The sequence below is a fragment of the Pseudomonas avellanae BPIC 631 genome (genome assembly GCF_000444135.1).
Lineage (GTDB): Bacteria > Pseudomonadota > Gammaproteobacteria > Pseudomonadales > Pseudomonadaceae > Aquipseudomonas > Aquipseudomonas avellanae.
On record NZ_ATDK01000087.1, the window covers coordinates 1 to 14,084 of the forward strand.

7 protein-coding genes are annotated in these 14,084 nt (G+C 59.5%); 4 read left to right on the forward strand and 3 right to left on the reverse strand.

Annotation, left to right across the window (positions count from 1 at the left end):
* The first annotated feature begins 115 nt into the window (after positions 1-115).
* Together DW49_RS0106395 and DW49_RS0106400 are read left to right on the forward strand one after the other, a co-directional pair.
* Positions 116-979, forward strand: coding sequence for a hypothetical protein (locus DW49_RS0106395; RefSeq protein WP_005618028.1), 864 nt, complete (start codon positions 116-118; stop codon positions 977-979).
* Between the two features lie 371 nt (positions 980-1,350).
* Positions 1,351-2,940 (forward strand): ABC-F family ATPase, encoded by a 1,590-nt coding sequence (locus tag DW49_RS0106400; RefSeq protein ID WP_005737669.1) that lies wholly within the window; start codon positions 1,351-1,353, stop codon positions 2,938-2,940.
* A gap of 62 nt (positions 2,941-3,002) precedes the next feature.
* On the opposite strand, the gene DW49_RS0106405 is transcribed toward DW49_RS0106400, so the two are convergent.
* Positions 3,003-4,136 (reverse strand): lactonase family protein, encoded by a 1,134-nt coding sequence (locus DW49_RS0106405; RefSeq protein WP_005618023.1) that lies wholly within the window; start codon positions 4,134-4,136, stop codon positions 3,003-3,005.
* Between the two features lie 227 nt (positions 4,137-4,363).
* On the opposite strand from DW49_RS0106405, the gene DW49_RS0106410 reads away from it, so the two are divergent.
* Entirely contained in the window at positions 4,364-5,557 is a 1,194-nt protein-coding gene (locus tag DW49_RS0106410; protein ID WP_005618021.1) for an MFS transporter, read from the forward strand.
* A gap of 297 nt (positions 5,558-5,854) precedes the next feature.
* Entirely contained in the window at positions 5,855-8,494 is a 2,640-nt protein-coding gene (locus DW49_RS0106415) for an autotransporter family protein (RefSeq protein ID WP_024419733.1), read from the forward strand.
* Positions 8,495-8,534: 40 nt separating this feature from the next.
* Here DW49_RS0106415 and glgB read toward each other — a convergent pair whose 3' ends face one another.
* The gene (gene glgB / locus DW49_RS0106420; protein WP_024421139.1) at positions 8,535-10,760 is read right to left on the reverse strand and encodes a 1,4-alpha-glucan branching protein GlgB; all 2,226 of its coding nucleotides are present in this window, start codon (positions 10,758-10,760) and stop codon (positions 8,535-8,537) included.
* Positions 10,757-14,083: a maltose alpha-D-glucosyltransferase gene (treS, locus tag DW49_RS0106425; protein ID WP_005618018.1), complete on the reverse strand. Its 3,327-nt coding sequence runs from the start codon at positions 14,081-14,083 to the stop codon at positions 10,757-10,759. The genes glgB and treS overlap by 4 nt, the downstream gene beginning before the upstream one ends.
* Position 14,084 lies beyond the last annotated feature (1 nt).

A 14,084-nucleotide genomic window follows, 5' to 3' on the forward strand; every position in this document is an offset into this window, starting at 1 on the left:
TTTTCGAAATAAGTTACCCATAACCTGCAAGCTAAGCTATTGATAAGATTTGAATTTTCCGTTAGTTGGTGGCTGATTTTTTCGAAAACAGTACACTAGTGCTCACAGGGTAGTCATGACTAGTCAATCTATAACTGCCACCGGTTACCGCCGCAAAGCAGTCGAAAACCACGCCCTGAACCCGACGCGCGTGCTTGATTTCAGCAGGTGCAAAGCTACCCGCAAAGGCCCGGTTTTCCTGATCGGCTCAGGCAGCTCGGCCAAAGACTTCCCGATCGGGGAGTTTTCCGAAGTCCCCATGATCACCATGAACGGTGCGTTCTCGATGTTTTCCGGAACCGGCATCAAGCCATTCTTCTATGTGTGCTCTGACCGGGACTTCCCCAATCAGCAACCCGAACTCTTTGCCGCCGCCCTGCGCGGCAGCGAAAATGTCGGTCTCTGGGAAGACCAGTTCCAGTCCGGCCTCCCAAAGCCTGCCGGACGCGCCTATGCGCTGAAGAAATCCCCGAGATCGTCGACAGTGGCAGCCCTTTGCTCAAGAGAAGAAGCACTGGTCAGAAAGCTCTCGCTGTGGAGCAGCCGAAGCCGAGACATAGGCTTCAGCAAGAACCTTGAACTGGGCTTCTTCGATGCGCGTACGGTCATGTACCTGGCACTGCAACTGTCCTATCACCTGGGTTTCGAGAAAGTGTTTCTCGTCGGTTTTGATTTGAACCAGTCTGCCGGTCGCTTCTATGAATCGCCTACCGATAAATGCTCGCCCTGCGGACTGGATCAGCACTACGAATCGCGGATTCTTCCGTCTTTGGAATTGATGGCAAAGCATGTAGTCAGCGCTGATTTCGAGGTATTCAATCTGTCTGAAAACTCGCGAGTCCCACATGAAGTCATTCCCCGATTAAGTATTGATGAAACGCGTCATATAGTGCGTGCTGCACGTAGCAATACGGTGCGAGACGCAGTAATCGGTCATTAAACAGTCATCTTGTTTGTGCCGCCCCGATCCGACAAACGCGTCGCCCCTTGACACGCAGTAATGCCGGGAGGCGTCACCCCGACGGGCTGCTGGTGGCGGGTAACCCCGCAAACTCGCTAATCCGGCGCTGCCCGCCATACCCCTGCCGCCCTACCTATGCGACAATGCGCGCCAATGTCTGGCATGAACCCCCACATTCATATCCCGGCAACGCAGTCACGGCAGACTGCTGTTGCTGTAGACGTATGCCCGTTGGATCAGCTCATGCTCAGGCGGAGCAAGCTGAACAGCTCCGGTCGGGTCTCGGACACGACACCTGCTGACACCAGCGCTCCTCAAGTTATTGCCCAAGTTATTGATAGGTAAAGTAATTGATCTCCACAGCTAACATCACGATGCAGTTCGGCGCCAAACCCTTGTTCGAGAACGTCTCGGTCAAGTTTGGTGCCGGTAACCGTTACGGCCTGATCGGCGCGAACGGCTGCGGGAAATCCACGTTCATGAAAATCCTCGGCGGCGATCTCGAGCCTTCGGGTGGCCAGGTGATGCTGGAGCCGAACGTGCGTCTGGGCAAGCTGCGCCAGGATCAGTTCGCCTATGAAGAATTCACTGTGCTCGACACGGTGATCATGGGCCACGAGGAGCTGTGGAAGGTCAAGGCCGAGCGCGACCGCATCTACTCGCTGCCGGAAATGAGCGAAGACGACGGCATGGCCGTTGCCGAGCTGGAAACCGAATTCGCCGAAATGGACGGTTACACCGCCGAATCCCGTGCCGGTGAACTGCTGCTGGGCCTGGGTATCGGCATCGAGCAGCACACCGGCCCGATGAGCGAAGTGTCGCCCGGCTGGAAACTGCGCGTTCTGCTGGCGCAGGCACTGTTCTCCGATCCGGAAGTGCTGTTGCTCGACGAACCGACCAACCACCTGGACATCAACACCATTCGCTGGCTGGAAAACATCCTGACCCAGCGTAACAGCCTGATGATCATCATCTCCCACGACCGTCACTTCCTGAACAGCGTGTGCACGCACATGGCTGACCTGGATTACGGCGAGTTGCGCCTGTTCCCGGGCAACTACGACGAGTACATGACCGTAGCGACCCAGTCGCGCGAGCAGTTGCTTTCGGATAACGCCAAGAAGAAAGCGCAGATTTCCGAACTGCAATCGTTCGTCAGCCGCTTCTCGGCCAACGCCTCGAAAGCCAAGCAGGCCACGTCCCGCGCCAAGGCGATCGACAAGATCCAGCTGGCCGAGGTCAAGCCTTCGAGCCGTGTGAGCCCGTTCATCCGTTTCGAACAAACCAAGAAGCTGCACCGTCAGGCAGTCATTGTCGATCGCATGGCCAAAGGCTTTGACGGCAAGACACTCTTTAAAGACTTCAGCTTCCAGGTCGAAGCGGGCGAACGCGTTGCGATCATCGGCCCGAACGGTATTGGCAAGACCACCCTGCTGCGCACCCTGGTCAACGAACTGACCCCGGATGCCGGCACTGTCAAGTGGACCGACGCTGCGGAGCTGGGCTATTACGCTCAGGACCACGCTCACGACTTCGAAGACGACTGCAACCTGTTCGACTGGATGGGCCAGTGGACTCAGGGCGGCGAGCAAGTGGTGCGCGGCACCCTGGGCCGCATGCTGTTCTCCAACGACGAGATCCTCAAGTCGGTAAAAGTGATTTCCGGTGGTGAACAGGGCCGCATGCTGTTCGGCAAACTGATCCTGCAAAAGCCGAACGTGCTGATCATGGATGAACCTACCAACCACCTGGACATGGAATCCATCGAAGCGCTGAACCTGGCGCTGGAGAACTACCCCGGCACGCTGATCTTCGTCAGCCACGACCGCGAGTTCGTGTCTTCGCTGGCAACCCGCATCATCGAACTCAGCCCTAGCGGCGTGGTCGACTTCAGCGGCACCTACGATGACTACCTGCGCAGTCAGGGCGTTACGTTCTAAGCCTTGCCGGCTTGCAGTACCCAAAAAGCCCTGTCCTGTGACAGGGCTTTTTTGATTGCAGCCTACTTTTCCGGCTGGCTGAGCATTTCAATCCATAGAGCACCCTTGCCAGAGGGCGCTTCGCTGACCCGCTTGAGGGCACCGCTCGCCCCGATGGCGTAACTGCCGACCTTGTCGCTTTTCTCTCCACTGACCAGTAACCAGCGCCCGTTGGGTGATACGGCAATGTTGCGCGGCTGTTTTTCCTCGACCGGGTAGTTTTCAACGAACGTCACACTGCCTTTGGCCGAATCAACCTTGAACACCGACACGCTGCTGGTTGTGCGCTCACTGATGAACAGCCACTTGCCGTCCGGTGCGAGGCGTATGTCTGCGGCCCAGATGCGCGGCGTCGGGTCATCCTTGAGGTCGTTGTTGCGCGCATCGCGAGCCTGCCCGGGCGCAAGCTTCAGGCGTGCGGGAATACCGTCTGCCTGGCTCACCTGCTTCAACGCGCCGCTCTTTTCGTTGATCGAAAAGGCGGTAACGGTGCCGCTCATCTCGCCGACCACATACAGAAACCGGCCATCGGACGAGAATGCGAGGTGGCGCGGGCCGGTATTTTCGGGAACGGCCACAAAGCCTTCACCGATAGGCACGAGCTTGCCGTCCTTGGGCTCAAGCCGGTATTGCAAGACACGATCAACCCCCAGATTGCCCGCGTAGACAAAGCGATTGCTCGGATCGGTGCGTACCGAATGCGCGTGCATGCCGGTCTTGTAGGTTTCGATACTGTCGCTGGGACGGTGTTGTGCATCGATGGGCTGAACACTGAGCAGGTCCGCGCCGTACGAGGCACCGAACAGGAAGCGCCCGCTGCGATCGGTCGACAGGTACGCCAGACTCTCCGCCAAGGGTGCCTGACTCAACGGCTTGAGGTGCCCGGTTGCAGGTTCTATGCTGAAACTCAGCACCTGATAAGGCTTGGAACGAAGTGCCGCGAACAGTGCCTTGCCGTCCGGCGAAATGGCCATCGGGTTGACCTGATCACCGGCCTTGGTCTGTTCGACCAGGCTAAGCGCCCCGCTCTGCTCATCCAGGCGATATTGGGAGATGAGCCCATCTGCGGGGCTGGAAATATAAGCGAAGGTAGATGCCTGCACAGGCAGACCGAACGAACATCCAACTGCAGCGGCCAGCAACAGAACTTTTCTCATGGTGAACCTTTTTATTGTTGTGGGGTGAATCCGTGGGGCGAGTCTTGTGATATGAGCGGTGTGACGAGTAGCGGCGTAAATACAGGTGTGATCAGTCATCCTATGACCATATTCAGATAACAGCGACTGCGTGATAAACAGTCCGCATAAAAACGTTAGCCTGCTTTCATTTCCCGACAGCCCGAGCCATGATGAGGCACTCCCACCGCCTGCCAGCGAAGAGTCCAATGCCTGTCGCGCAACCCGGTTCCACGACGATTACCCTGCAAATCGTCTCCATCGTCTTCTACACGTTCATCGCCTTCCTGTGCATTGGTCTGCCTATCGCGGTACTGCCCGGTTACGTCCATGATCAGTTGGGTTTCAGCCCGCTGATTGCCGGCCTGGCCATTGCCTCGCAGTACCTCGCCACCCTGCTCAGCCGGCCCTTTGCCGGCCGGGCGACAGACTCGTTGGGCAGCAAACGCTCCATCGTGTTCGGGCTGTGGGGCATCGGTATCAGCGGTGTCATGACCCTGCTGGCAACCCTGCTTGAGGATTTTGCGACGCTCAGCCTGTCGATTCTGATCGTGGCGCGGCTGTTTCTCGGTGTGTCTCAGGGGCTGATCGGGGTTGGCACCATCAGTTGGTGCATCGGCAAGGTCGGTGCAGAACACACGGCCCGCTCGATCTCCTGGAACGGCATTGCCTCCTATGGCGCAATCGCCATCGGCGCACCGCTGGGGGTGGTGGTCATCGACGCGGTTGGCTTCAACAGCCTGGGTTTGGCCCTGATAGTGATGGCAGGCCTGGCGCTGATGCTGATCCGCAACAAGCCGTCGGTGCCCATAATTGCTGGCGAGCGCCTGCCCTACTGGTCGGTGTTCGGCCGCATCGCACCGTACGGGCTCGGTCTGACCTTGTCGTCAATCGGCTATGGCACGCTGACCACGTTCATTACGCTGTTCTACCTGAGCCGTGGCTGGCAAGGCGCGGCTTATTGTTTAAGCATGTTTGGCGTGTGTTTTATCCTCGCCCGCCTGCTGTTCATCGGTGCCATCAATCGGCTTGGTGGATACAACGCCGCCATCCTGTGCATGGCCGTGGAGATTTGCGGTCTGGTCATGCTCTGGCTCGCGCCCAACATCGGTTTTGCACTGGCAGGGGCCGGACTGACAGGTGTCGGGCTGTCGCTGGTGTACCCGGCGCTCGGCGTGGAAGCCATCAAACGTGTGCCGACGCCCAGCCGTGGCGCAGGCCTGAGTGCCTATGCCGTGTTCTTCGACCTGGCCCTGGCCATCGCAGGCCCAGTGATGGGCGCTATTGCCCTGGGGCAAGGTTATGACTGGATCTTTTTCTATGCGGCAGTGCTGTCGGTATGCGCGCTGGGCCTGACGCTCTGGTTGTCACGCCGGGCCAGTCAGCAGGCGAAAACCGCTTGAACAGCAGGTTTTCGGTATAAGCTTTTCGCTTATTGTTCCAATAGTTAGTAGCTAAAGCTGAAATAAAGCCGCCGGTCGGTCAAGTTCTTGACGGCCCTGCCAATGGGTTCTTGACTTGATGTTGCAAGCCTCTAAACAGGCTCGTGAAGCAGCCGTCGCCCGCGTGAATGCGACGTCACCTGCGCGGCAGTCCGGCGCTTTACCCCCCTTTTCAATGGCCTCTCTGTCCGCATGACCGGGAGAGCCGTCATCAGAATTCGCCGCCATCCTCTGAGCCATACCCGCAAAGCCCTGCCAGTGATCATTCTGGCAATCTTCCCGCACCCTGCCGAAGGCGCCTGCAACCTGGCGCCCACGCCCGGCAACGCCGTTCAGGTCTGCGACAGTGGCAACAGCGGCCCGTTTACCGACGTGAGCACGACCCGTCACACGCTGGTATTCCCAGCGGGCGGCACGGGCACCGTCATCGGCACCATTACCTACGGCGCGCAAGCGGACAGCATCGACATGGGGTCGGGCCGGATACTGGGCAACGTCAATCAGGGGGCGGGCAGCGACACATTCATCCTTTCAAGCGGTGAGATCACCGGCGAGATCAGCCAGGGCGCGAACCCCGACGATTTTGTCATGAGTGGCGGCACGCTCGGTTCGCTCGCTCAGGGTGACGGGCTGGACACCTTTCTGATGACCGGAGGCACAATCCTCCGCGCCTTCGAGGATGGCGACCGGGCAGTGATGACCGGCGGCAGCATCGGCCGGGTTGACATGAAACTGGACAATAACGTCTTCGAGCTTTCTGGCGGCAGCATTATCAACAATCTGGTCGCCGGGTTCGGCCGGGACACTATTACGGTGTCGGGCGGCAGTATTGGTGGCGCCATCAGCGTCAGTGGCGGTGACGACCGGATAACCGTCAGTGGCGGTGAAGTTCGTGGAGAAATACGCGCAAGCTTCGGTAACGACAGCTTTGATTGGCTCAACAACGGCTACGTGCGCAGCAGCGTGTTGATGGCCGATGGCAACGATACCGCACAGTTGTACAATCTCAGCGAGTACCTGACCAGCAGCAACCCCCTGCTCGACGGCGGCCCTGGCGATGATGTACTGACGTTTGGCAACACCGTGGTGTCCCGGCCAGATCACTACACCCAGTGGGAAACCGTCAACCTGTTGAATGGATCGCAGATGGACATGACCGAGGCGCTGACCCTCGGCGACAGCGTCAGTAATACCGGCACCCTCACTGTCGATGACAGCAGCACGCTGCGTTCAACCTCCGGCAGCATCACTGCGTTCAACACCGCGTCCCGCGCAACCCTCGACAACGCAGGAACGCTGGACCTGACCGCCAGCGGCAGCTCGGTGACCGATACCCTTACCGTGAACGGCAACTACTTCGGCCGGGCTGGCCGGTTATTGCTGCAATCGACACTGGGAGACGAAACCTCGCCCAGCGATAAACTGGTGGTGTCACAGGGCACCATCGGCGGTACGACCCGCATGCTGGTGAGCAATATCAATGGCCTGGGTGCGCTTACCCAAGGCAACGGCATCGAGGTGGTGCAGGCGACCCGAGGAGCTACCAGCGAGGCGACGGCATTTTCGTTGCAGAACTCGTTGTCCGTGGGGGCCTATGACTATTACCTGTTCAAGGGCGGCACCACGGCAGGCAGCGAAAACAGCTGGTTTCTGCGCTCGGCGGTGATCGCACCGCCTTTGCCCGAAACGCCACCCCCAAGCGAACCTGTTCCTGTTCCTGGGCCCATACCTACACCGCTGCCGGAACCTGCGCCCGAACCGGCACCCGAACCGACACCACCCTCGATTCCACCTGAGCCAAACGAACCGACCGTGCCCCCGGCACAACCGCCTCCAACTGACCCCATACCTACGCCTGCACAACTTCCGGCAACCACTCTTCCCGTAGCGGCAATCGGCACGCCATCGCTGCCGGAGCCGATTCGCGGCGCGGCTCCTATCCCGCTGTACCGACCGGAAGTCGCCAATTACGCAATTGTCACGCCCGCCGCGGCGATGCTGGCGATGACCTCGCTGGGCACCTTCCATGAGCGTCAGGGCGATCAGAGCCTGTTGGCACAATCCGGTGCAGCGCCGGCTGGCTGGGCGCGAGTGTTCGGCAGTGACTTTAAACAACAGTGGTCAGGAACGGTAAGCCCCGGCCTGGACGCATCGCTCAAGGGCTATCAGATTGGCCATGACGTGTATGCCTGGTCACTTGATGGGCAGCAGACCCTGCGCGTCGGCCTGTTTGTCGCCCAAAACAGTCTGGACGGCAAGGTGCAGGGCTTTGCGGGCGGGTTCCATGAGCGGCACACCGGGCGGATCAAACTGCGGGGCGATAGCGTCGGGGCCTACTGGACGCTCTCCTCGCCCACCGGAAACTACGTCGATGCGCTGGTGATGAGCACGCGCCTGGATGGCGATAGCCGCTCCGACCGGGGCCTGCGCATCGACACGCAAGGCCATGCCCTGAGCCTTTCTGTGGAAGCCGGTCACCCGTTTACGCTGTCGCCGCGATGGGTCGCCGAACCGCAGGTACAAATCATTCATCAGCGCATTGACCTTGACGATCAGCATGACGGTATTTCACACGTGGGTTTTGACAGCCAGCCCTACAACACCGGGCGACTGGGCATACGATTCAAGGGCCGCTACGCACTGGCAGGCATGCCCATCGAGCCTTACCTTCGGGTAAACCTGTGGCGCAATGCGGGCGGGCATGACACGGTGACATTCGATCACACAGAACGCGTCAAGACAGCCCATCGATCAACGACGGGCAGCCTGGGCGGAGGAATGGTTATCAAGGTCGCCAGCGACACCAGTGTGTACTGGAGCGCTGACTACAACAGTGATCTGAATAACCACGATTCAAGCGGAGTAAACGCCAGCCTGGGCGTAAGGCTGGCGTGGTGATGCGTTTGTCACTGTGGAACGTGATGAGGCATAGGCTTCATCAGTTTTTTTTGGGCTTTAGAATCAGCACGGCCAGTGGCGGCAGATTCAGTGTCAGAGAAGCCGACATGCCATGAACCGGCTCGTCTTCGCTGATCACTTCCCCACCGTTACCGATGTTGGAGCCGGCATAGGTTTCTGCATCGCTGTTCAGCAGTTCTGTCCACGCGCCCTGCAACGGCACGCCCACGCGATAGCCTTCACGCGGTACCGGCGTCATGTTGGCGACCACCAGCAGCGGTTCGCCATCATTGCTCCAGCGCAAGTAGGCAAACACGCTGTTGGCCTTGTCGTCACCAATCAACCATTGGAAACCGGTCGGATCGGCATCGCGCTGGTGCAGGGCCTTCTCTTCGCGGTAAATGCGGTTCAAGTCACCGACCAGCTTCTTCACACCCACGTGTTCGGCGTATTGCATCAGGTACCAGTCCAGTTGCTGGTCGTGGTTCCATTCACGCCACTGGCCGAATTCGCAGCCCATGAACAGCAGCTTTTTACCCGGATGCGTCCACATGAACGCCAGATAGGCGCGCAAGTTGGCAAATTTCTGCCAGCGATCACCCGGCATCTTGTCGATCAGCGAATGCTTGCCGTGCACCACCTCATCGTGGGAAATCGGCAGCACAAAGCGCTCGGACCACGCGTACACGAGGCTGAAACTCAGCTTGCCGTGATGATGCTCGCGGTTGATCGGGTCTTCTTCCATGTATTGCAGCGAATCATGCATCCAGCCCATGTTCCACTTGTAGTTGAAGCCCAGACCACCCTTTTGCGTCGATTCGCTGACACCCGGCCAGGCCGTCGATTCTTCGGCGATGACCATGGTGCCTGGCGCTTCCAGCGCAACCACGTCATTGAGATGACGGAGGAAGTCGATGGCCTCCAGGTTCTCGCGGCCGCCAAAGCGGTTGGGCACCCACTCGCCCGCCTTGCGCGAATAGTCGCGGTACAGCATCGACGCCACTGCATCCACGCGCAGACCGTCGATGTGGTAATGCTTGAGCCAGTGCAGCGCCGAGGCCAGCATGAAGCCATGCACTTCGGTCCGCCCCAGGTTGTAGATCAGCGTGTCCCAATCCTGATGAAAGCCTTCCTTGGGGTCGGCGTATTCGTACAGCGCCGTGCCGTCGAATTGTGCTAGCCCGTGGGTATCGGTCGGGAAATGCGCGGGCACCCAGTCGAGGATGACGCCGATTTCCGCCTGGTGACAGGCATCCACGAACGCGGCGAAATCTTCAGGCGAACCGTAGCGGGCGGTCGGCGCGAACTGGGCGAGCAATTGATAGCCCCATGACCCACCGAATGGGTGCTCCATGATCGGCATCAGCTCGATGTGCGTGAAACCCAGCTCCTTGACGTACGGAATCAGGCGGTCAGCCAGCTCACGCCAGTTGTACTGACGCCATTGGCCTTCATCGTTCTGTTCCATCTGCCACGAACCGGCATGCAGCTCATAAATCGACAATGGCGCAGCAACGTCGTGACGTCCGGCCCGGGATTGCAGCCAGTCCTGGTCATGCCACTCGAACTTCAATGGCGCAGAAATCTTCGACGCCGTATCGGGCGGCAGCGTGGTGGCCAAGGCCATCGGGTCGCTCTTGAGCGGCAAAATCCCGTGAGCACCCAGAATCTCGTACTTGTAGACCTCGCCCGGTTGCAGACGCGGAACAAAGATCTCCCACACGCCGGTCGGGTGACGCAGACGCATCGGGTGGCGACGGCCATCCCAGCCATTGAAGCTGCCGACCACGGAAACCCGGCGGGCATTCGGTGCCCAGACCGCAAAGCGCACACCCGCTACACCGTCAACGCTGGTCACTTGCGCGCCCAGGCAACTGCTCAGATCGCGGTGATTGCCTTCGGCAAACAGGTAAAGGTCCATTTCGCCCAGCAGCGGACAGTAGCTGTAGGGGTCTTCGGTAATCTGTTCGCCGCCCGCCCAGTTGATTTTCAACAGATATGGCTGTGGCTGCTCAAGATGACCGACGAAAAACCCAGGCACGTCGCTCATGTGCAGTTCGGCCAGTTCGCGGCCGTCATCCCGGGCCAGCAGGCGTACGCTCAGCGCTGCGGGCAGATAGGCACGAACATATTGCCCACCTTTGCCATCGTCATGCGGGCCAAGAATCGAAAACGGGTCACGGTGTTCTGCACGAATCAGCGCATCAAGGTCCACAGCAGCGGGAACCGCACGGCGGTCCGTGCCGGTTTTGTCAGGCGCATTCATATCGGTTCTCCATCAGACGGTTGCAGCAACCCACGCAAGCCTTGCAAGGGAACGGCCAACCAGGCTGGACGATTCTCGGCTTCGTAGATCACTTCATAAGCAGCTTTTTCGAGGGTGAACAGTTCCAGTGCGGCGTCCTCCCCTTTTGCATCTTTCCAGGCATGCGCGATGCCAGCGGTGGCCAAGCGATAGCCGTCGATAAACGCTTCGCGGGCCTGCGACAGATACGTCTCGGCGACCTGTTTGCGGGCGGCTGCGGCTTGCGGCGAGGTATCGACGCTTTGCGCACTGCGCACGGCCATCGCGGCAGCGTAGTCGAATGAACGCAGTACGCCACTGACGTCCTTGAACGGGCTGTGTTTGGCGCGTCGCTCTTCAAGCGCACGGGCGGGTTCGCCTTCAAAGTCGATCAGGTAGGCATCACCCTTCACGACCAGCACTTGGCCCAGGTGCAGGTCACCGTGCACACGAATGCGCAGGCCACCGGCCGAGCGTTTGGCAAGGCCTTCGACACGCTGGCGAATCTGCTTGCGGTGCGCGAGCAGGTCGCTGACCAGTTGCTGATCATCCTTGTCCAGATCACCCTTGCGCTGTTCAAGCAGCTGCAAGGCGCGCTCAAGCTGAGCGTTGACGCTGGTGGCGGACGCTTTGCTGTCTTGAGCGCTGGTAACTTCGACCGCAAAATCTGCGTTATCGGTCGGCGACGCCAGAATCTGGTGCATTTCACCCAGTCGCTGACCGAGGCTGCGCGAAAAGTCCGCCAGTTCAAGCAAGGCGTTGTAATGCTGTTCCTGACCGGACACGCCATGCGCCAACTCGTCGCGCACCGCACGTTCCAGGTTGTTCTGCGTCCATTCCCACGCATCGCCCTGATTGCTCAGATAGCCTTGGGCAATCATCAACAGATTCGGCTGACCGTCGTTGCCGACGCGCACCAGTGAACCCAGCAATGGCGAGATATTCTTGAAACCGGCATGGGTCAGAAATGCCCCCATTTCCAGCTCCGGGTGCGTGCCGGCGCTGACTTTGCGAATCAGCTTGAGCACCAGGCTGCTGCCGACCACCACCGAGCTGTTGGACTGCTCGGCAGACAGATAACGAACCTCGGACTCATGGGTCAGGCCCAGCGGCGCAAGCTGCGAACTCTGCTCGAAACGCAGTTCGCCGTCAGCACACGGGATGACCGTGTCCGACTGCATGCCCTGAATGACGGCACGAATAAAGGTTTCCAGGGTGAAGGCATCGGTGATCAGCCCGACATCGCGGCTACGACGCACACGGGCCAGTGCCAGCTGTTGCGGCAATGCGCTGCTGATGTCGTCTTCGCCCAGCAGGCCGAACGGCAGTTGATAGCGATCAGTCTGCCCGCCAGCGGTCACTTCTATTTCACTGAGCAGCACCGGGTGTGCGTCGTCACCGAAACGCACTGCATAGGCGATGTTGACCTTCTCGATGGCCTTGTCTTTTCCCGCAAACCAGCGGCGCTTGGGCAGATAGACCGTCAGCGAAGTGTCTTCCATGGTGCTGCGCAGCGGCTCTTCGAGCAGCTCTTCAAGACGCTTCTTGAGCACCAGGGTCGGAAAGTCCGGCATGCTTTGCGCCGGTTCAACGTGCCAGCTGGGCATTTGATTCTCCGTAGCCAATAGAAACCAGTAAAAGCCGTACGGCGGCAGTGTCAGCAGGTAATTCAACTGGCCGATGGGGGGAAAGGCGCTGCCACCGAGCATTTCCACCGGGACCGTGCCGGCATAGCCTGACAGATCCAGCTCGGCCGCTTGGGCCGCGCTGGACACGTTGGCCACACACAGCACCACTTCACTGTGACCGTCTGGCGCGGTGTACTCACGGGTGTAGGCCAGAATGCGCCGATTGGACGGCGAGAGCATTTTCAGCGTACCGCGACCGAACGCCTTCTGCTGTTTGCGCACGGCAAGCATACGTCGGTTCCAGTTGAGCAACGAATGCGGGTCGCGCTCCTGGCTTTCGACGTTGACCGACTGGAAGCCGTACATCGGGTCCATGATCGGTGGCAGCACCAGGCTTGCCGGATCGGCACGCGAGAAACCGCCATTGCGGTCAATCGACCACTGCATCGGCGTGCGCACACCGTCGCGGTCACCCAGATAGATGTTGTCGCCCATGCCGATTTCGTCACCGTAATACAACGTCGGTGTACCGGGCATCGACAGCAGCATGCTGTTCAGCAGCTCGACGCGGCGGCGGTCACGCTCGACCAGCGGCGCGAGGCGCCGACGGATCCCGAGGTTGATCCGCGCACGGCGATCGGCAGCGTAGTAATTCCACAGATAATCACGCTCACGATCCGTGACCATTTCCAGGGTCAGTTCATCGTGGTTGCGCAGGAAAATCGCCCACTGGCAGTTTTCCGGGATTTCCGGCGTCTGGCGCAAAATGTCAGTGATCGGAAAACGGTCTTCCTGCGCCAGCGCCATGTACATGCGCGGCATCAGCGGAAAGTGAAACGCCATGTGACATTCGTCACCGTCCGGCCCCTTGCTGTCGCCAAAATACAGCTGCGTGTCTTCCGGCCATTGATTGGCCTCGGCGAGCAGCATGCGGTCCGGGTAATTGGCATCGATCTCGGCGCGAATACGCTTGAGCACCTGATGGGTTTCCGGCAGGTTCTCGTTGTTGGTGCCATCGCGTTCGATCAGGTACGGAATAGCATCCAGACGCAAACCATCGATACCCAGGTCCAGCCAGAAGCGCATCACTTCCAGCACCGCATCCAGCACGTGCGGGTTGTCGAAGTTCAGGTCCGGCTGGTGCGAGTAGAACCGGTGCCAGAAATACTGGCCGGCGACCGGGTCCCAGGTCCAATTGGACGTCTCGGTGTCGAGAAAGATGATGCGCGTGCCGTCGTACTTCTGGTCGGTGTCCGACCACACATAGAAATCACGGGCCTTGGAGCCAGGCTTGGCGTTGCGCGCCTTCTGAAACCACGGATGCTGGTCGGAGGTGTGATTGATGACCAGTTCGCTGATCACCCGCAGGCCGCGTTTGTGCGCCTGGGCGATGAAGCGCTTGGCGTCGGCCATGGTGCCGTAATCGCTGTGGACGTCGCGGTACTCGGAAATGTCGTAGCCGTCGTCGCGGCGCGGAGACGGGTAAAACGGCAACAGCCAGATCGTGTTGACCCCCAGCGCGGCAATATAGTCGAGCTTTTCGATCAGGCCGGCGAAGTCGCCGATGCCATCATTGTTGGCATCGAAAAACGACTTCACATGAACCTGATAGATCACCGCATCCTTGTACCAGAGCGGGTCTTTGATGAATGTCGCGGCATCGGGCTTCTTAGCCATT